Here is a 20,323-nt window from a genome sequence, read left to right on the forward strand (position 1 = left end):
TCATAGAAACTTAATTAAAGACTAACTCAAATGTAATATAATTCCGAATTTGACAGAACTTAATAGAATCACAAAAAAAACATAAAAAAAACCTACACTTTTAACAGTATAGGTTTTAATATTTTTAAAACAAATGTGCTTTATTCGTTTTCTATTTTTTTCGGAGAATCTTCAATTTGAAGTGCTCCCGAAGTCAATAATGGCTGATTGAAAGCATGAGACATTGAAGCCTGCTGACGAATGTACGCCATTTTTATTGCAGCAATCGCCGCTTCAGTTCCTTTGTTTCCGTGAGCTCCCCCGCTTCTATCAATTGACTGCTGCATATTATTATCTGTTAAAACACAGAAAATAACTGGGATATCCGTTTGAACATTCAAGTCTTTAATTCCTTGCGTAACACCTTCGCAGACAAAATCAAAATGTTTTGTTTCTCCTTGAATAACGCATCCAATTACGATAACCGCGTCAACATTTTGAGTTTGAAGCATTTTTTTTGCTCCATAAATCAGCTCAAAACTTCCTGGAACATTCCAACGGATAATTTGCTGAGCAGGAACATCGCAATCAACCAAAGCATCAAAAGCACCATTATAAAGTCCTTCTGTTATAGTATCATTCCATTCAGAAACAACAATCCCAAACCGAAAGTCTTTCGCGTTTGGGATTGTGTTTTTATCGTATTCTGATAGATTTTTATTTTGAGTAGCCATCTTTTATATTTTAGATTTTTGATTTTAAATTCTTAATTACAAATCTACAATCTTAAATCTAATCTCGAAGCCTCGGGATAAAATTTTTATTGCGCTAATCCAATCAAAGCATCAACAGACGCCGCTTCTGGAGTACTGTCGTAATTATCTTTAATATCATTAAAATATTTCAATGCATCTTCTTTTTGTCCTAAAGCTAAAGCAGTTTTTCCAGCTTTTAATAAGAAACGAGGCGTTGTAAAATCATTTTTGTTAGATTCAGCAGCTTTTACATAAAAATCTAAAGCCTCTTTTTGCTGATTTTTTTGAGAGTAAGCATCTCCTGTCGCCCCTTTAGCCAAAGCGCTTAAGACTACATCATCAGATTTAAATTCACCTAAATATTTAATTGCCTCATCAAATTTACCAGTGTTTAGGTAAGCAATACCAGCGTAGTAGTTTGCTAAGTTTCCAGCATCAGTTCCAGAATATTCGTCAGCGATTTTAATAAATCCGAATTTACCTTCTGAACCGTTTAATGATAATTTGAATAATGAATCGCTAGAAACACCATTTACCGCTTTTTCAAAGTTTTGTTGAGCAACAAACATTTCACTTGCAGCTTCTTCTTGTTTAGGAGTTGCGATAAATTTTTGGTAAGCCAGATATCCAATTGTAGCAACTGCGATACCAGCAACTAAACCAATAATGATTTTTTGATTTTTAGCCACCCAGTCCTCAGTTTTTGAAGCAGTTTCATCTAATTTTGAGAAAACTCCAGCTGTAGTACTGTCCTTTTCGTCAATAATTACTTGTTGCTCTTCAGTAACTACCTCTTTTACTTCCTTTTCTTTTGGTGTCTTATATCCTCTTTTATTGTAAGTTGCCATTTAAAATTTATTTAGTGAACGGCAAAAATAAAATTTTTCTTGAAACTGAGGTAAAAAATTTCAATTTTATCACTATTTTAAAATAAATATTTTTCATATCCGCTTGTTCTTTCGCGGAAGCGGTAAAATAAATGAGCCTAAGAATGTGCTAAAGCTAATTATATCGATAATTTTCGGTAATTTGCAGCCTCAAATTTTTACTGTTCAAAAAGGGTAAATTTTACACGTGGAGTCCCAAAAAAAATGCATTTAAACAAAATCTCATTATTCAATTACAAGAACTTTTCAGAAGCAAGTTTTGATTTTGACATCAAAATCAATTGTTTTGTGGGCAAAAATGGCATTGGAAAAACCAATGTGCTCGACGCTATTTACCATCTGGCTTACGGAAAAAGCTATTTTAATCCGCTTGCTGTTCAAAACATCAAACACGGCGAAGAATTTTTCGTTATTGATGCAGAACTGGAAAAGAACGAAAGAACCGAACAGATTGTTTGCAGTTTGAAAAAAGGACAAAAAAAAGTGCTAAAGCGAAACGGTAAACCTTATGATAAATTTTCAGATCATATCGGGTTCATTCCGCTAGTAATTATTTCGCCCGCAGATCGTGATTTAATTATTGAAGGAAGCGAAACGCGCCGTAAGTTTATGGACAGTGTAATCTCACAGTTAGACACTACATATCTCCACGAATTAATACAGTATCAGAAAGTAATTACGCAACGAAATGCCCTTTTAAAATATTTTGCACTGAATCATGTTTTTGATAATGATACCTTATCTATATATAATGAACAATTGCAAGGTTACGGAAAATCGATTTTTGAAAAACGAAAAGATTTCTTAGAGCAGTTTATACCTATATTTAATAAACATCATCAAGTTATAACCGGATCTGAAGAAAGCGTACAGCTGGTTTATGAAAGCCATTTATTTGAAAAAGACCTTCTAACGCTTTTACAGGACAACATCAATAAAGATCGCGCGCTTCAATACACGAGTGTGGGAATTCACAAAGACGATTTATCTTTTGAGATTGATTCGCACCCGATAAAAAAATTCGGATCGCAGGGACAGCAGAAATCTTTTTTGATTGCTTTGAAACTGGCTCAATTTGAATTCTTGAAAAAACAAAGCGGCGTAAAACCAATTCTTTTGTTTGATGACATTTTTGACAAACTGGACGAAACGCGCGTAGCCAAAATTGTAGAAATGGTTAACAGCGAAACATTTGGACAGCTTTTTATTTCAGACACACACCCAGAAAGAACCGAAGCGATTGTAAAATCGACGCATCAAACTTATAAGATATTCAATTTATAAGAGTTTTTCTGCCACGAATTACACGAATTTACACTAATTAAAAACTTTGACTAAGTTTAAAACTTTGTCAAAGTTGATCAACACGAAATAAAAAATTAGCGTAAATTCGTGCAATTAGCGGCACTCATAAAAACAACTGCAATCAAAAAACACAGAATATGTTAGCGAAAGAATCATTGCAATTTTTAGACGATTTAAAAAAGAACAATAACCGAGAATGGTTTCAGGAGAATAAAAAACGATACGAAGTTTTCAAAAAAGATTACCATCAATTGGTAAGCGATTTTCTTGACGCAATGAAACCGCTCGATCCTTCATTAGAATTATTGGAAGTTAAAAACTGTACTTTTAGAATCAATCGTGATATTCGTTTTTCTAAAGACAAATCGCCTTATAAAGCACATTTAGGAATCTGGATGTCTGGCGGAACAAAAGGCTTGAACCGTACCGGATATTATGTTCATATCGAAAAAGGCGCCAGTTTTATCGCAGGCGGATTCTACTCTCCTGAATCGGAAGATTTGAAAAAAGTCCGCAAAGAAATTGCTTTTTTCTATGATGATCTACAGGAAATTTTAAACGATAAAAACTTTAAAAAGGAATTTGGAAGTTTAGATTTCAACGAAAATAATTCTTTAAAAAGTATGCCGAGAGGTTACGAAAAAGACCATCCGGCTATTGAGTTCCTAAAATTGAAGAGTTTTACAGCGACTCAAAAATATGACATTTCTGAAGTCACACAGAAAGATTTCGTAAAAAAGATAAGCCAAAAACTGATTGCTCTAAAGCCGCTAAACGAATTCATTAACCGCGCTTTAGACACTGAAGAATTCTAAAAAAGATTAGATCGCCGTGAATTTCACGAATTGGCACAAATTAATTAGCTAAAATTTGTGAAATTCGCGGTGGAAAACTTTTATAAATGAATAGGAAAATACTTTTTCTTGGAGAATCTTACCGCGCCGATGCTATCACTTGGATGAAAGGCCTTAAAGAATTTGGCGATTTTGAAATTATCACTTGGGAACTTCAAACATCAAACAACTACAGATCGAAACGTATCTTAGAGTATTTTTTCGCTCCTATTTCCATTCGAAAAATAATTAAAAAAGAAAAACCAGACATGGTGATTGCAGAAAGAACCACCAGTTATGGTTTTCTTGCCGCATTATCAGGATCAAAAACCATTGCTATCGCACAGCAGGGTCGGACCGATTTATGGCCAGAAGAGTCTAAATTATATCCATTTAAAAAATTCATTCAGAAATATGCTTTCAAAAAAGCACATTTGATTCATGCATGGGGACCCGTCATGAGCATCCACATGAAAGCAGTTGGCGTCGACATGAGCAAAGTTTTGGTTCTTCCCAAAGGAATCGATTTATCTCTTTTCACACCTTCAACCAATAATTCAAACAAAATTAAAGCGATTGTAACGCGTTCTCTCCAGCCAGAATATCGTCATGATTCAATTTTAAAAGCTTTCGGAATTTTAAACCAAAAAGGATTTGATTTTTCTTTAACCATTGTTGGCGACGGAAATAGATTGCAATTTTTAAAAGATTTAGCAAAAGAACTCCAAATAGAAAACAAAGTGATTTTTACAGGAAGAATTCCGAATACAGAACTTCCAAAATTACTGCAACAATCCAATATTTATATCAGTATGCCCATTACCGAAGGTGTTTCGGCATCTTTATTTGAAGCAATGGCTTGCAATTGTTATCCCTTAGTCTCTGATATTCCTGGGAACCAAAGCTGGATTACGCATCGCGAAAACGGTCAGTTAATTGAAATTGATAATATTGAAATGCTGGCCGAAGAATTAATCTGGTCTTTTAAAAATGCTGAATTAAGAAATGAGGCAATTATTCAGAATCGAAAATTTGTGGAAGAAAATGCGAATTATGATATTAATATGAAGGTTATCGCTGATCGATATCATAAATTGATTGATTCTAGAAATTAATTTAACCCTAAAGTTCGCAAGCGTTTACGCTATGAACGCGAAGCTTAGCGAACTTTGCGCAAACTTTGCGTCTTTGCGGTTAAACCAAAACTTATTTTGGATAAGCCAAAGAAACTCTTTTGCTCACAGCATCATAAACCATATAATGATAATTTTCATTTTCTCTTAAAAGAAAAACATTCCCGTAGCTTTCAGTTTTAGAAAACACAATTCTATAATTAGACAAATCAATCTCTTTTCTTTTGTCTTTACAGTCTTTCAGAATTTCATCCGGCTGATTTTCAGCTGTACTTTCCCAGACAAAATCATACTTTTTCCATTCTTTCCCAAAAGAATCGAGCATCTGAGCATAACGCATTTTGTCTTTATCTTCCTGTAAAACTCCATTACTTGGAATCATCCTAATAGAATTTGAATCTTTATAAATATAAAAAATCCCCAAGTCTTCATTCAACTTTGATTCTGAATTATTTACTTTATTAAAACTGGTTGACGATTTTCTTTTTACAATAAAGCGAATATGCGAATCATCGATCTTTATAAAATCTCCGGAAACACTTCTGAAAATATCATTCCCGCATGGAGCTCTATTTCCAGACAAAAATGTTCCATTAAGATTTAGCGTCAGCAGATTTCCCCAATGATTCTGTTCCTCTTTTCTAACCATTGAATATTCCTGAAAATCATCCAAACCTAATATTTTGTCAATCCTCCAATCTCCATATACATCAACTTGTGCAGAAATTATCGATTGAACAAAAAGAAACAACATGGTCATTATATTCTTGCTTAAATCTAATCCTTTGCTTTTCTTGACAGCCATCTCTTTATTTTTTTTAAACTATTAAACCTTTAAAAATCAGCGAATATCAATCAGTTTTAAAACTTAACACCGAATCGCTTCAAATAATTTTGCACGCAAAAATCAGACCGTAACTTTTATTAAAATGCAACGACATATTGTTAAAAACGAATTGTCTAATTTAATTCTTAAACAATCATGAGCAATAGAAGAAACTGGTTAAAACAAATAGGTTTGGGCGCAATAGGATTAAGTATTACTCCCTTTGAAACGTTTGCCAATCCGTTAGCAGAAAATCATATTTCTCAAAATTTAGACAATTCCCCTATTCTACTGAGGTCTAATGAAAATCCGTACGGTCCTTCTCCACTTGCACGCGTTGCCATGCAAAAAAGCATTAATAGCAGCAATCGTTACGGCTGGAATCTTTCAGACGAATTAATTGCACTTATTGCTACAAAAAACAATGTTTCAAACTCAAATATTTTATTAGGTGCAGGATCGACGGAGATTTTAGATTTGGTTCTGCAATATACCGCTTTGCAAAAAGGGAATTTTATATTGGCCGAAACCACTTTTAATTATTGGACATTTCCTTCCGAAAAATTGGGTTTAAAAAAAATCACCGTTCCATTAACTGCAGACAAAAAACACGATCTGACCGCAATGCTGAAAGCCATCGATTCTGATACAAAGATGATTTACATTTGCAATCCAAACAATCCGACGGGCACAATATGCGATTACGAAGCATTAGTTTCTTTTGTAAAAGAAGCATCTAAAAATGCGATTGTTTTTATCGACGAGGCTTATCTCGATTTCACAAAAGAAAAATCATTAAGCAGCCTTGCCATCGAAAACAAAAATTTAATTATTACCAAAACATTTTCAAAAATGTACGGTTTGGCTGGTGCACGCGTAGGCTATGCCGTTGCTGCCGCTTCAACAATTGAAGAACTCAGCGCTTTAAAATCATCTCCCAATTTATCTGTAACTGTAGTCTCAACAAACGCCGCTATAGCATCATTAAATGACACTAAATTTATTGAGCAGGTAAAAGCCGCCAATGAAGAAGTAAAAAAATATACTGTTGAACAGCTTAGTAAACTCAATTTAACGTGTATTCCATCTCATTCAAATTTCATCTATTTTTCTCTCGATAATTACAAAAAAGACTTCTTCAAACAATTGGAAAATCATAATATACAGGGAACAAAAATCTACGAAGAAAACGGAAAATGGACTAGAATAACTATCGGCACCATGAAAGAAATGCAACGATTTATTGAAGCAATAAAGTAAAATTTAGAAAAAAGTCTTTTTACAGAAAATCTATTCAAATAAATTATAATCGTTACTTTTGATCTCAGAATTTTTCCGAAGTTTCGGAACTTAAAAAGCCTTTTATTTATGGAAATCCAATCCAATTTTTCTTTAAAAAAATACAATACTTTCGGTATTGAAGCCAGTGCCAAACAATTTGTTGCCGTTCATTCTATTGCTGAACTAAAAACGATTTTATCAGCAAACAAAAACGAGAAAAAATTTATTTTGGGAGGCGGAAGCAATATGCTTTTAACTAAAGACATTGACGCTTTGGTCATTCATATCGATTTAAAAGGAAAAAAAATCACAAAAGAAGACGATGACTTTGTTTGGGTTGAAAGTCAGGCAGGAGAAACTTGGCACGATTTTGTTCTTTGGACAATTGACAACAATTTTGGCGGTTTAGAAAATATGTCTCTGATTCCTGGAAATGTTGGCACGACACCAGTTCAAAATATTGGTGCGTATGGAACTGAAATCAAAGATACTTTTGTTTCTTGCGAAGCTATGAACATTGCGACTCAGGAAATGAAAACTTTTAACAACGCTGAATGTAATTTTGGCTACCGCGAAAGTATTTTCAAACATGAAGCAAAAGACCAATACATTATCACTTCGGTTATTTTTAAACTGACTAAACGCAATCATAAAATCAATACTTCTTACGGAGATATTTTGGCCGAATTGGCCAAAAATAATATTACAGAACCAACTTTAAAAGATGTGAGCAATGCTGTAATTGCCATCAGACAAAGCAAGTTGCCAGATCCGAAAGAATTGGGAAATAGCGGCAGTTTCTTTAAAAACCCAATTTTATTAAAATCTGATTTTGAAGAAATCCACCAGAAATTTCCAGAAATGAAATTCTACGAAGTTTCAGAAACTGAAGTAAAAGTCCCGGCAGGATGGCTTATTGAGCAGGCTGGTTTTAAAGGAAAACGTTTTGGAGATGCAGGAGTTCATAAAAATCAGGCTTTGGTTTTGGTGAATTACGGAAATGCAACAGGACAAGAAATTTTAGCTGTTTCAAAAGAAGTTCAAAAAACGGTTTTTGAAAAATTCGGCATTCAAATAGAAGCAGAAGTGAATGTGATTTAAAGCACCATTTTCTCTAATTGCCACAAATTTAACCCATTGTCAGACTGAGCAGAGTTGAAGTCATTGCTAAAAAACATTTCGACTTCGCTCAATGTGACAAATTGTATAAACAACAAGATCATGTATACACCAGATTTATACAAAAACGAAAATCAGGAAGAAATCAGAGCTTTTTTGAAAGAAAACAGTTTTGGAATCCTGATTAATCAGACGAACGGAAAGTTATGCGCCACGCATATCCCGATAGAATTGGAATTGAATGCCGAAGGAAAAGAAATTTTGCAAGGGCATATTTCAAAACTAAATCCGCAAGCTGAAGGTTTTGCAGCAAATGATCATGTTTTGGCCATTTTTACAGGTCCGCATAGCTACATTTCTTCGTCTTGGTACGATCATGAAAATGTTCCGACTTGGAATTATATAGCCGTACATATTTATGGCAGAATCAAGATTGTTGATTACGACACTTCGGTAGAACAATTAAAAAAACTGGTAGATAAATACGAAGCAAATTCTAAAAATCCAGTTCGCGTGGAAGATTTATCTCAAAAAACCATGCGAGAAGCTCGAGGAATCTTTGGTTTTGAAATCGAAATTGAAGAAATTCAAGCTACCAAAAAACTCTCCCAAAATCGCGACGATCACAATTATAAAAACATAATTTCGGAATTGGAAAAAACCGAAAACCCTCAGTCTATTGCTGTTGCAAAAGAAATGTCAAAATGCAGAAAGTAAAATCGGTTTTGGCTATTGAATTTAGCGAATTGATAAGTACATTTGCAGTCGCAAAACGTGAAATTAATAGAATCAAATAAATCAGATGCTTATATACATATTTTACTTTTTTATTGCTATTGTTGCAGTTCAACTTTTTTATTATCTCGGAGTTTTTGGAAAATTTGCTTTTGCCAGACCGCAGCACTTGAAGCCTAAAAATCTTCCGGTTTCTGTAATTGTGTGCGCTAAAAACGAAGAAGAGAATGTAAAAAAATACGTTCCGCTTTTGGCTCAGCAAGATTACCCTGATTTTGAAATTGTCTTAATTGATGATGCATCAAGCGATGAAACTCTTGAGGTTTTTGAAGAATTTGAAAAACAATTTTCTAATATCCGTTTAGTAAAAGTTGAAAATAACGAGGCTTTCTGGGGAAATAAAAAATACGCCTTAACACTTGGAATAAAAGCGGCAAAAAAAGATTATCTGCTTTTTACAGATGCAGACTGTTTTCCAAGCTCTAAAGATTGGATCACTTCTATGACTTCGCAGTTTACCATGAACAAAACGATCGTTTTGGGTTATGGCGGCTATGAAAAAATAGAGCGTTCGTTTTTAAACAAAATTATCCGTTTTGAAACTGTTCTAACGGCTATGCAATATTTTTCTTGGGCAAAGATGGGGCTTCCTTATATGGGAGTCGGCAGAAATCTTGCTTATAAAAAAGAAGAGTTTTTTAATGTAAATGGTTTTATTGATCATATTCAGATTCGCTCTGGCGATGACGATTTATTCATCAATCAAGCTGCAAACAAAACAAACACCACCATTTCTTATACGCCTGAAAGTTTTACATATTCAGAACCTAAGAAAACATTTAAGGAATGGTTTACTCAGAAAAGAAGGCATATTTCTACTGCAGAACATTATAAGTTTTTTGATAAGATGCAATTGGGATTATTCTTCCTTTCACAATTATTTTTCTTTTTATTAGTTATTATACTATTAGCTTTTCAATTTCAATGGATTGCCGTATTAGCAATTTTAGCAACACGCTATACTGTTGTATGGACAGTCGTTGGATTTTCAGCAGGAAAATTAAAAGAAAAAGATATCAAAATTTGGTTTCCAGTTGTTGAGATAGCGCTGATATTAACGCAAATTAATATCTTTATAACTAATATCTTTTCAAAACCCGTATATTGGAAATAAATTCTAAAATAGAAAAAGCAAAAAAAGGCGATCAGATCGCCTTTACTTTTTTATTAGATCATTATTGGAATGAAGTATATGCTTTTATGCTCAAACGTACCGAAAATGAAACTACTGCAGAAGATATTACCATAGAAACTTTCTCTAAAGCCTTTGACAAAATAGCCTCTTATAATCCTGAATTTCAGTTTAACACCTGGCTTATTGCGATTGCAAAAAATGTCTACATTGATTTGCTGCGAAAAAAGAAAACCAATCTTTTTATAGAAATCACAGACAACGAAGACCAGCAGGCATACAATATTGCCGACCCTACTCCATCTGCAGAAGATGCCTTAATTAAAGAACAGAATCTTTCTCGTCTGCTCTTATGCATCAAAGAACTTAAACCGCACTACCAAGAAGTAATTCAGCTTCGTTATTTTCAAGAAATGTCTTATCAGGAAATTGCTGCTAAGATTGACGAGCCTTTAAGCAGTGTTAAAGTAAAACTTTTGCGCGCTAAAAAATTATTAGCTGAAATTATCGAACGTAATAGATAATTTACTATCTTTAAATAAAGAATAAACAATTCTTAGCTTTATTCTTAAAATTAACACATTTCCACAACACTAAAACTACAACTTTTACGTTGTTAGCTCAAACCTAAAACCTTTTCTGCGTATGATTTAAAGTTACTTAACCTTAAAACCCAAAAATTATGTCTAAATTAAGCATTTATGAAAACAAGTGGACCGATCTTGTTTTCGAGAACAAAAACAAAGAATACGGCGCGTACCAATTACGCCAGGAGAATTCCAAAAATTCTGTTACAGCTCTCTTTATGGGTTTATTGTTAATAACGGCTTTAGGAAGTGCACCGGTACTTATTAGTAAAATTAGGACTTCGCCTGTTGAAGCTGAGCCAGAACCTCAGATTTACGAACCAACAATTGTGCACGTTGACCCAATTGTTGTACCGCCGCCGCCTGCTCCGCCTGCGCCAGTAGTTGAGCAAAGCGCTGTAAAATCGACAGACGCTAGTCAATTAATCAACCCAGTGGTTACAAAACCAGAAGAAGCAGTTGAGAAAATTGCTCCAAACACAGAAAATGTACCAGCTGTAGACAATGCAAAAGGAAATGGAACTGCAGTCAATTCAATGCCTACAACAGGAGGTGGAGACGGTAATGGAGCTGTTGCTTCAGTAGCGCCTAAAATTGAAGGGCCTGTTTCTTCTGCAATTTTGGACAAACAACCTGAATTTCCAGGCGGAATCGCTCAGTTTTACAAGTATGTTGGAAACAATTTCAACAGACCAGAACTTGATGTAGAAAAAACACTAAAAGTGTATATATCCTTTGTAGTGGAAAAAGACGGATCGCTTACTGACATTATTGTTAGAAATGATCCTGGTTATGGAATGGGAAAAGAAGCCGTTAGAGTTTTAAAATCATTAAAAACAAAATGGGCTCCAGGAATTCTTAACGGGCAGCCAGTACGAACTGCATACAATCTTCCAATCACAATAAAAACAGAAGTAGAATAATACAAATATTTTGAAAAAGTGAGAAAGCAGAACTTAGGTTCTGCTTTTTTGTTTACATTCATTTTAAAATCAACTACATTTACTGCTCCAAAATGGAATTCATTTTAACTAATTAAAACAAAATAATGGGAATATTTTCAGCTATTCTTGGAAACGCAGGTTCAGTAAGCCAAGAAGATTTAATTAAGAAGTACGGACAGCTTTTAACAGCAAATGAAGAAATCGAAATGGGTTTTAAACTTATCCGCGATACTTTCATTTTTACCAACAAAAGATTAATCTTGGTAGATGTACAAGGAATTACCGGCAGCAAGACAGAGTATAAATCTATCGCTTACAAAAACATCACAAGATTCAGCGTAGAAACCGCTGGAACTTTTGATCTAGATGCCGAATTAAAAATTTGGATTTCTAGCGAACAGCTGCCAAGTATTGTAAAGCAATTCAATAAATCGGTTAATGTTTATGAAGTGCAAAAGATTCTTGCTTTTCACGTATTAGGATAAAAAAACAAACCCGGCAAGTTTCGACTTGCCGGGTTTTATAATTCAAGAAACAACTTTTATTTCTTTTTTGTCGTTGTTTTCTTTGTGGTAGTTGTTTTTTTAGTTGTTGCTGGAGCTGTGTTTACAATTTTTTGCTGCACATACGGCTTATACAAACCATCTTTTTCTGCTCTTTTCTTAGCATCATCAGCTCTTTTTTTAGAGTCTGGATGTGAGCTCATCATCTGGTCAATAAATGAAGCCTCGGCTCCTTCACTCATTTTAGCCAAAATTCTAAAAGCCGATTCTTCAGCATTTACATCATAACCATTTTTCTTCATAAAATTGTAAGCAAACAAATCTGCTTCCGATTCTTGCTTGCGGCTGTATTTGCTATCAATAATTGCGCTTCCTATTTTTCCAAGCTGGCTGTCTGTCACTGTAGCCACAGTAGCCGATTGTGAAGCCGCACCTTCCATTAGCGCTTCTTTTTGGTAAGCTGCACGAATAGCATCTCTAGAATCATTGTTTGCTACATGACCGATCTCGTGCCCAATTACAGCCACTAATTCATTATCATCCATAATATCCATTAATCCAGAATACACACGAACGCTTCCGTCTGCCGTTGCAAAAGCATTTACTTCTTTCAATTTATACACTTTATAATTTAAAGTAAATCCGTCACCAGTTGCGTGTTTTCCAAAAACACGATTTAATCTTAAGGTGTAACCGTCTGTTGGGCCAGCAATTTCATGTTCTGCATCTAACTTATCAACTGCTTCTTTAGAAAGCTTAGCGGCATCGGCATTACTAAAAGTAAAACTCGTAACCCCTTTCTGAACTGCTCCAATTGCTTTATCTCCAAGATTAATCTGCGCATTTGTTTTAGTAAAGCTAAAAGCAGCCAATAAAACCCCCAATACAATAAATTTCTTTTTCATTTTTACTTTATTAATTTAATAACAAATATACTACAAAACTGATTTCATATTTCAATCAGAAATCTAGTTTTTTTAACATTTAAAGGTATAAATTTTAAAAGACTAAAACACAACTCTTTGCCATAATTATGACTGCTTTTGCCTTTTACAAAAAGAAAAACACGATTAAATCTAAAAGAGTGGCTTTAATACAGGTATTTAACTCTTTTATTGCACATTATTAAAGCGTAGTATTACTGGTTTTTGATGCCAAACTGCTAAATTAAGGCTCAAACAAATCTTCAAATAAACTACATTCCGTATCTTTGCACTTTGAACATTGATATATGGAAACAGTCACTGAAAATATACAAACCACAAAACCTAAGTGGTTGAAAGTAAAATTACCTATCGGACAAAAATATACTGAACTTAGAGGTTTAGTTGATAAATATAGTTTAAATACCATTTGTACTTCTGGAAGCTGCCCTAATATGGGAGAATGCTGGGGTGAAGGAACAGCGACTTTTATGATTTTAGGAAATATCTGCACCCGTTCTTGCGGATTCTGCGGAGTAAAAACCGGGAGACCTGAAACAGTAGATTGGGATGAGCCTGAAAAAGTTGCCCGTTCTATTAAAATCATGAATATCAAGCACGCCGTAATTACCAGTGTAGACAGAGACGACATTAAAGACGGCGGTTCTATTATCTGGATGGAAACTGTAAGAGCCATCAGAAGAATGAATCCTCAGACTACTCTTGAAACATTGATACCAGATTTTCAAGGAATTGAAAGAAATCTAGATCGTATCGTAGAGGCAAATCCTGAAGTGGTTTCTCACAACATGGAAACTGTACGACGTTTGACTCGTGAGGTTCGTATTCAGGCTAAGTATGACAGAAGCCTAGAAGTTCTTCGTTATTTAAAAGAAAAAGGAATCAACAGAACCAAATCTGGAATTATGCTAGGTCTTGGAGAAACTGAAGAAGAGGTTTTTCAGACGATGACCGATTTGAAAAATGCAAATGTTGATGTTGTAACAATTGGACAATATTTACAGCCAAGTAAAAAACATCTTCCTGTAAAAGAATTCATTACACCAGAACAGTTTGCCAAATATGAGAAATTTGGTCTTGAATTAGGTTTCAGACACGTAGAAAGTGGCCCGCTAGTTCGTTCTTCATACAAAGCACAAAAACATATTTTATAAATTTTAGGTTCATCGTTTAACTTGGTAAATCGCTTAATTTCAGAAACGCTTAACGATTGAAACCAAATTGAACGTTAACAATTAAACGAATAAAACAAATAATTGAAAACAAGAATTGCTATTAATGGATTTGGAAGAATTGGAAGAAATTTATTCCGTTTGCTTTTAAATCATCCCGAAATCGAAGTTGTTGCTATAAATGACATTGCAGACAATAAAACCATGTCGCATTTAATTAAATATGACAGTATTCATGGCGTTTTACCTTACGCAGTAAGCCACGATGAAAACAATATTATAGTAGACGGAAAGCAATTTTTCTTTTTTCACGAAAAGAATATTTCAAACATAGATTGGAAATCGCATTCGATTGATATTGTGATCGAATCGACAGGAAAATATAAAACGCATGAAGAATTAAATGCGCATTTGGAAGCTGGAGCAAAAAAAGTAATTCTTTCGGCTCCATCAGAAGTTGATACTATAAAAACAGTAGTTCTTGGGGTAAACGAACATATTTTGGACGGAAATGAAAATATAGTTTCAAATGCAAGCTGTACCACAAACAATGCTGCTCCGATGATCAAAATTATCGAGGAATTGTGCGGAATTGAACAAGCTTACATTACCACTATACATTCTTTTACGACAGACCAAAGCCTTCACGACCAGCCACATAAGGATTTACGCCGTGCGAGAGGCGCCAGCCAGTCGATTGTTCCAACAACTACGGGTGCAGCTAAGGCATTAACAAAAATTTTTCCTAAATTGCATAATAAAATGGGTGGCTGTGGTATTAGAGTCCCAGTTCCAGACGGTTCATTAACAGACATAACCTTCAATGTAAAACGCGCCGTAAGCATTGAAGAAATAAATAAAGCATTTCAACAAGCCTCAAAAACAAATTTAAAAGGAATATTAGATTACACCGAAGATCCAATTGTTTCGGTTGATGTGATTGGCAACACACATTCTTGCTTATTTGATGCTCAGCTAACTTCGGTTATCGATAAAATGGTAAAAGTTGTAGGCTGGTATGATAATGAGATTGGCTATTCATCAAGATTGATTGATTTAATTTTACTGATAAGAAAATAATAAGATTCATTGTAAAAGCATTGCCATACATGAAATACTGTCTTTTTATTGTTGTTTGTTTTTTTAACTCGTTTTTGTATTCTCAAGCCAAGAAGAATACGGATAGCGTGACCTATTATAACAAGCTTGCCAATTCTAATCTGGACAATAAAAAGTACAATCAGGCCATTTTTTACACAGAGAAGTCGATTAATTTTTGCGAGGAAAATGGCAAAAAGGAGAATCTGGCCAATCAGACTTTCAAGCTGGGTAAAATTTATTATAACCAGAGAAAATTTGAAGACGCTTTAAAAAACTTTCACAAAACAGTTTCTTTATTTGACACTTTAAAACCTAGCTGCACAAAAGTTTTGGCTCTGCATTATATTGGCGTAACCAATACCGCCAAGGGCGACTATAAAACAGCCTCTGTATATTACACAAAAGCTCAGGATTTATTAAAACAGCTGGATATTAAAGATAATGCAGAAGTATTAAATTATCAAAAGGCTTTAGCTTTTAAAACCAATAACGACCTTAAATCAGCTGCAAAAACTTTTAAAAAAATCACCAAAAAGCCAGATAATAATGCCATTATTAAAACAAAAATAGATGCATACTATCAGCTTGGCTTAATTGAAGGACAACTCAAAAGAAATGATTCGGCTATCATATATTTTGATAAAGCATTAGACTACAATGATAAAATCAATGATCTTCAAAAAAAATCGAAAATTGTTTTAGCGATAAGCCAATATTACAAGCAAAACAAAAATTATGATCTCGCGTATTCGTATTTAGACGAGCATTACCAGCTCGAAAATTATCTTTTAAAACTAAAAAATGCCAAAGTTGATTTGGATGAATACGAAAAATTCAAAAAAAATCAATCTTTAAACAATACCATCAAAAAGGAAAGCGAAGAAAAATTTCAGCTTAAAACCTATCGCTATTCTAAGCTAGTCAGCATTCTGGCAATTGCCTTGATTTCGATTTTGTCTCTTTTGAGTTTGGCGCTGTACAAAAACAATATTATACGAAACCAGAACAATTTACTGCTTCGCGAGAAAAACAAAGAATTGATTTTGGCTAAAAACAAAGCAGAAAAAGCATCGAAAGCCCGATCTGAGTTTTTATCAACTGTAAGCCATGAACTCCGGACACCGTTGAATGCTATTAACGGAATTACGCATATCCTGCTTGAAGATAAGCCAAAGAAAAAACAATTAAAATACCTAGAGTCTCTAAAATTCTCGGGCAACTATTTGACCACTTTTATCAATGAAATTTTAGAGATCAATAAAATTGATTCGACCAAAGCTGAAGTTGAAAATATCAGCTTTAATTTGAAAGAATTGCTTTTTAACATTCAAAGTTCGCTAAAAGAGCTGGCGACAGCCAACAAAAACTACTTCAACTTAGAAATAGACAAGGCGATTCCTGACAATTTAATTGGAGATCCTACAAAGCTATCTCAGATCATACTTAACTTAATCAACAATGCTTTAAAATTTACTCAAAACGGACACGTAAATGTTATTGCTAAATTATACTCGCAAGAAGAGGATAATGCGACAGTGTATTTCGAAATTGTTGATACCGGAATAGGGATTCCTGAAGATAAGCTTCAAACGGTTTTTGAAAGCTTCTCTCAAGGCTCTATTGAAGTAAATAGAAAATATGGCGGAACGGGTCTTGGCCTTACTATTGTAAAAAAATTGATTGAACTTTTAGGAGGCGAAATAAAATTAAAGAGTGAAGTAGGCAAAGGTTCTACGTTTACCTTCAAATTAAATTTCAAAATCAACAACGAGCCATTGGAAGTAATCGAAGAAGTAAAACCATATAATGACAACCAATTGAAAAACAAATCTATTTTATTGATTGAGGACAACAAAATCAATCAGATGATCACTCGTAAGATGCTGGAAAACAAAGACATTACCTGCGAGATTATTGATAATGGAGAAGACGCTGTTGAACTTTTAAAAATTAAGCGTTTTGATATGATTCTAATGGATGTTCATCTTCCTGGCATTAACGGCACAACGGCAACGAAATTGATTCGCGAATTTGACAAAACTACTCCGATTATAGCCTTAACTGCAATTTCGCTTGACGAAAACCGCGATATGCTTCTTTCTTTCGGAATGGATGATGTGATTACAAAACCTTTTGTCCCAGACGATTTCTATACTACTATTGCTAAGTTTTTCAACTAAGATTCTAAGCTATTTTTGATATACTCTAAAACTGTAGCGTCAAAGTCTTGCTGATGGTTGATGAAAGAACTTTTGATAGGCAGATAGTACAATAAATCAACTAACTCAGAATCTTTCAAACGCACATAATCTTTTTCGGTGGTAATTATTTTCCTTCCGTTTGCTTTGTTCCGAATTGCACTTAAATCTGCATCAGAAAAATGATGGTGATCTGGAAAAGTGAGACATTCATCGTTTTCATTTTTTAAATAATCAAAAAATGGTTTTGGTTTTGCAATTCCAGCCAGCAGCAATTTTGACTCTGATTTAATTTCGCCAACAGCAATTTTTTCGTTTTTACCATAAATCACCAGATCATAATCTATGAAAGTAAAAAAGATTTGCTGGTGAAATTTTAACTTCAGTTTTAATTTAATTTCTGTCTGCTCTTCTTCCGTCAAAATTTTAGGGCACTTTGTTACCACAACAATAGAAGCTCTTTCTGCTCCACTCCTGCTTTCTCTCAAATTTCCTGTTGGCAGCATAAAATCATCGGCATACAAATCGCCGTAAGAAGTCAGTAAAATATAAAACCCAGCTTTTACTTTTCTGTGCTGATAGGCGTCATCCAGCAAAATAATTTCTGGCTTTTCATTTTGCGAAAGCAGCTGCTGAATTCCGTTAGTACGATTAGCATCTACAGCGACCATCACATTTGGGAATTTCTGATAGAACTGAAAAGGTTCATCTCCCAAAATTTCGGCATTCGAATTTTCGTCAGCCAAAACAAAACCTTCGGATTTTCTTTTGTAGCCGCGGCTCAAAGTCGCTACTTTATATTTGTCAGACAATAAGCGAATCAAGTATTCGATTTGCGGCGTTTTTCCAGTTCCGCCAACGCTCAAATTCCCGACAGCAATAACAGGAAGATCAAATGAAGCAGATTTTAAAATTCCTTTGTCAAAAAGAAAATTACGGATCGAAGTAATAAATCCGTATAAAATGGCAAATGGGAAAAGTATTTTTCGAAGTAAGTTCATAGAAGTTATTTATCAGAATAATGACCTTTTGCAGACACAACAAAAATTGTCACAGTATCATCTTCTAGATAATATATCATTCTGTCTTTTTGATTTATTCGTCTTGACCAAAAACCAGCAAGTTCATATCTTAAAGGCTCAGGGCTTCCAATTCCTTCAAAAGGAGTTTCAGAAAGCTCTAAAAGAATTTTCTCAATATTTTTAATACTCTTTTTATCTCCTGACTTATAATGCTGAATAATTTGTTTTTTTGCTAATTCTTTTATTTCAATCCTAAACTTCCCCATACATCATTTGGATTAATTTCTGTGCTTTTTTTATCCTTAGCAGATTTCAAAACCATATCTACAAACTCTGGATTGTAAGTACTCTGTTCCTCATTAACCTGTCCATAATCATCAGATTCAACAATTTCAATGCCATCAAGACCTTTAAAAAAAGTTTCGAACATTTCCATAAATGCCTTCCCCGTCTTTGTACGTTCGTTAATTTTTATAGTTGTCATGACTTTTGATTTAGATTTACAAATATACGAAAAGTCGCTAACTTAGTTTACATCATAGTTTACATTACGTAAATGACCTACTTATAAAACCACATTAGGCAAGCTGTTTCTAAAACCAATTATCAACTCACTTCGAACTTTGAAGTATAATTTTTTTCGTTAATTTGTTTAAAGTTTCGATGAACAGACAAAACATGAAACTTTAAACTTGAAACAAAACTCAAAATGAAAATCAAAAATATAATATCTGCTCTTGAAGAAATGGCACCTTTGGCTTACGCCGAAGATTTTGACAATGTCGGGCTTTTAGTTGGAAATTCTGAAACCGAATGCACAGGCGTTTTGGTCTGTCATGATGCCTTAGAAAATGTAATTGACGAAGCCGTTGCTAAAAACTGCAATTTGGTAGTTTGTTTTCATCCGATTCTGTTTTCAGGAATTAAAAAGATTACAGGTAAAAATTATGTCGAGCGTGCCATCTTAAAAGCGATCAAAAATGATATTTCCATTTTTGCAGTTCATACAGCGCTTGACAATCATTCGCAAGGAGTCAATAAAATTTTCTGCGATGCATTAGGACTTACCAACACCAAAATACTGGTTCCTAAAAATAATTTCATTCAAAAACTTGTCACTTATACCGTTCCCGACAATGCCGATAAAGTTAGAAAAGCATTATTTGAGGCAGGTGCAGGAACAATTGGCAACTACGATAATTGCAGTTTTAACTCTGAAGGAACTGGAACATACAAAGGAAATTCTGAAAGTAATCCTGTAATTGGCGAGCGTCATGAACTGACCGAAACTCAAGAAATCAAAATCGAAGTTACGTTTGAAAAATATTTGCAATCCCGCATTTTAAAAGCGCTTTTTGCCAATCACATTTACGAAGAAGTAGCGTACGAAATTTACAATCTCGAAAACGCACACCAAAATATTGGCTTAGGCATGATTGGCGAATTTGAAACTGAAATGAATGAAAAAGACTTTCTGCATTTTGTAAAAGATAAAATGATTGCCAACGGAATTCGCCATTCTGCTTTTTTAGGCAAAAAAATAAAAAAAGTAGCTGTTCTAGGAGGCTCAGGAAGTTTTGCCATTAAAAACGCAATTAGTGCCGGAGCCGATGCTTTTTTGACTGCCGATTTGAAGTATCATCAGTTTTACGAAGCTGAAAACAAGCTGCTTTTGGCGGATATTGGTCATTTTGAGAGCGAACGCTATACAAAAAATTATATTGTTGATTATCTTCGAAAAAAAATTCTTAATTTTGCAATCATTTTATCGGAAGAAAATACAAATCCAGTTAAGTACTTATAAAAT

General features: G+C 34.1%; 21 protein-coding genes. 14 read left to right on the forward strand and 7 right to left on the reverse strand.

Features of this window, described 5'->3' with window-relative positions:
• Nucleotides 1-140 precede the first annotated feature (140 nt).
• Both ribH and N4T20_RS01010 read right to left on the reverse strand, forming a co-directional pair.
• The gene (gene ribH, locus N4T20_RS01005; protein WP_260671305.1) at nt 141-713 is read right to left on the reverse strand and encodes a 6,7-dimethyl-8-ribityllumazine synthase; all 573 of its coding nucleotides are present in this window, start codon (nt 711-713) and stop codon (nt 141-143) included.
• Between the two features lie 86 nt (nt 714-799).
• A complete protein-coding gene (locus tag N4T20_RS01010; protein WP_260671306.1) occupies nt 800-1,582 on the reverse strand; it encodes a tetratricopeptide repeat protein in 783 nt (260 codons plus the stop codon).
• A 243-nt stretch (nt 1,583-1,825) separates the two neighbouring features.
• On the opposite strand from N4T20_RS01010, the gene recF reads away from it, so the two are divergent.
• The 3 genes from recF (at nt 1,826) to N4T20_RS01025 (ending at nt 4,874) form a co-directional block, all read left to right on the forward strand.
• Nucleotides 1,826-2,905: a DNA replication/repair protein RecF gene (gene recF, locus N4T20_RS01015; RefSeq protein WP_260671307.1), complete on the forward strand. Its 1,080-nt coding sequence runs from the start codon at nt 1,826-1,828 to the stop codon at nt 2,903-2,905.
• A gap of 158 nt (nt 2,906-3,063) precedes the next feature.
• A complete protein-coding gene (locus tag N4T20_RS01020; RefSeq protein ID WP_260671308.1) occupies nt 3,064-3,741 on the forward strand; it encodes a DUF2461 domain-containing protein in 678 nt (225 codons plus the stop codon).
• An 86-nt stretch (nt 3,742-3,827) separates the two neighbouring features.
• On the forward strand, nt 3,828-4,874 hold the full coding sequence (locus tag N4T20_RS01025) for a glycosyltransferase family 4 protein (protein ID WP_260671309.1): 1,047 nt from the start codon (nt 3,828-3,830) through the stop codon (nt 4,872-4,874).
• Nucleotides 4,875-4,965: 91 nt separating this feature from the next.
• Here the strand turns inward: N4T20_RS01025 and N4T20_RS01030 are convergent, their stop codons facing one another.
• Nucleotides 4,966-5,697 (reverse strand): hypothetical protein, encoded by a 732-nt coding sequence (locus N4T20_RS01030; RefSeq protein ID WP_260671310.1) that lies wholly within the window; start codon nt 5,695-5,697, stop codon nt 4,966-4,968.
• Between the two features lie 177 nt (nt 5,698-5,874).
• Between N4T20_RS01030 and N4T20_RS01035 the strand changes: the two genes are divergently transcribed.
• The 7 genes from N4T20_RS01035 (at nt 5,875) to N4T20_RS01065 (ending at nt 12,061) form a co-directional block, all read left to right on the forward strand.
• On the forward strand, nt 5,875-6,978 hold the full coding sequence (locus tag N4T20_RS01035) for a pyridoxal phosphate-dependent aminotransferase (RefSeq protein ID WP_260671311.1): 1,104 nt from the start codon (nt 5,875-5,877) through the stop codon (nt 6,976-6,978).
• A gap of 108 nt (nt 6,979-7,086) precedes the next feature.
• On the forward strand, nt 7,087-8,100 hold the full coding sequence (murB, locus tag N4T20_RS01040; RefSeq protein ID WP_260671312.1) for a UDP-N-acetylmuramate dehydrogenase: 1,014 nt from the start codon (nt 7,087-7,089) through the stop codon (nt 8,098-8,100).
• A gap of 120 nt (nt 8,101-8,220) precedes the next feature.
• Nucleotides 8,221-8,835: an FMN-binding negative transcriptional regulator gene (locus N4T20_RS01045; RefSeq protein ID WP_260671313.1), complete on the forward strand. Its 615-nt coding sequence runs from the start codon at nt 8,221-8,223 to the stop codon at nt 8,833-8,835.
• Nucleotides 8,836-8,920: 85 nt separating this feature from the next.
• Complete coding sequence (locus N4T20_RS01050; RefSeq protein WP_260671314.1) at nt 8,921-10,027, forward strand: glycosyltransferase; 1,107 nt, start codon at nt 8,921-8,923, stop codon at nt 10,025-10,027.
• Complete coding sequence (locus tag N4T20_RS01055) at nt 10,018-10,569, forward strand: RNA polymerase sigma factor (protein WP_177212169.1); 552 nt, start codon at nt 10,018-10,020, stop codon at nt 10,567-10,569. Before N4T20_RS01050 ends, N4T20_RS01055 begins: the two co-directional genes overlap by 10 nt.
• 158 nt (nt 10,570-10,727) lie before the next feature.
• Nucleotides 10,728-11,555, forward strand: a complete 828-nt coding sequence (locus tag N4T20_RS01060; RefSeq protein ID WP_260671315.1) for an energy transducer TonB — start codon at nt 10,728-10,730, stop codon at nt 11,553-11,555.
• Between the two features lie 125 nt (nt 11,556-11,680).
• Entirely contained in the window at nt 11,681-12,061 is a 381-nt protein-coding gene (locus N4T20_RS01065) for a PH domain-containing protein (RefSeq protein ID WP_260671316.1), read from the forward strand.
• A gap of 56 nt (nt 12,062-12,117) precedes the next feature.
• Here N4T20_RS01065 and N4T20_RS01070 read toward each other — a convergent pair whose 3' ends face one another.
• Entirely contained in the window at nt 12,118-12,984 is an 867-nt protein-coding gene (locus tag N4T20_RS01070) for a M48 family metalloprotease (protein WP_260671317.1), read from the reverse strand.
• A 326-nt stretch (nt 12,985-13,310) separates the two neighbouring features.
• Between N4T20_RS01070 and lipA the strand changes: the two genes are divergently transcribed.
• From lipA to N4T20_RS01085, 3 genes are all read left to right on the forward strand, one after another.
• Nucleotides 13,311-14,177, forward strand: coding sequence for a lipoyl synthase (gene lipA / locus N4T20_RS01075; protein WP_260671318.1), 867 nt, complete (start codon nt 13,311-13,313; stop codon nt 14,175-14,177).
• Nucleotides 14,178-14,279: 102 nt separating this feature from the next.
• The gene (gene gap, locus N4T20_RS01080; protein WP_260671319.1) at nt 14,280-15,275 is read left to right on the forward strand and encodes a type I glyceraldehyde-3-phosphate dehydrogenase; all 996 of its coding nucleotides are present in this window, start codon (nt 14,280-14,282) and stop codon (nt 15,273-15,275) included.
• Nucleotides 15,276-15,304: 29 nt separating this feature from the next.
• On the forward strand, nt 15,305-17,476 hold the full coding sequence (locus N4T20_RS01085; protein ID WP_260671320.1) for an ATP-binding protein: 2,172 nt from the start codon (nt 15,305-15,307) through the stop codon (nt 17,474-17,476).
• On the opposite strand, the gene lpxK is transcribed toward N4T20_RS01085, so the two are convergent.
• The 3 genes from lpxK to N4T20_RS01100 are packed head-to-tail and all read right to left on the reverse strand — an operon-like array spanning nt 17,473 to nt 19,000.
• Nucleotides 17,473-18,495, reverse strand: coding sequence for a tetraacyldisaccharide 4'-kinase (lpxK, locus tag N4T20_RS01090; protein ID WP_260671321.1), 1,023 nt, complete (start codon nt 18,493-18,495; stop codon nt 17,473-17,475). The genes N4T20_RS01085 and lpxK overlap by 4 nt on opposite strands.
• Before the next feature lie 5 nt (nt 18,496-18,500).
• The gene (locus N4T20_RS01095) at nt 18,501-18,782 is read right to left on the reverse strand and encodes a Txe/YoeB family addiction module toxin (RefSeq protein WP_260671322.1); all 282 of its coding nucleotides are present in this window, start codon (nt 18,780-18,782) and stop codon (nt 18,501-18,503) included.
• Nucleotides 18,758-19,000: a DUF2683 family protein gene (locus tag N4T20_RS01100; protein WP_260671323.1), complete on the reverse strand. Its 243-nt coding sequence runs from the start codon at nt 18,998-19,000 to the stop codon at nt 18,758-18,760. Before N4T20_RS01100 ends, N4T20_RS01095 begins: the two co-directional genes overlap by 25 nt.
• A gap of 225 nt (nt 19,001-19,225) precedes the next feature.
• Between N4T20_RS01100 and N4T20_RS01105 the strand changes: the two genes are divergently transcribed.
• Nucleotides 19,226-20,320, forward strand: a complete 1,095-nt coding sequence (locus N4T20_RS01105) for a Nif3-like dinuclear metal center hexameric protein (protein ID WP_260671324.1) — start codon at nt 19,226-19,228, stop codon at nt 20,318-20,320.
• Nucleotides 20,321-20,323 lie beyond the last annotated feature (3 nt).

The organism is Flavobacterium sp. TR2 (assembly GCF_025252405.1).
GTDB lineage: Bacteria > Bacteroidota > Bacteroidia > Flavobacteriales > Flavobacteriaceae > Flavobacterium.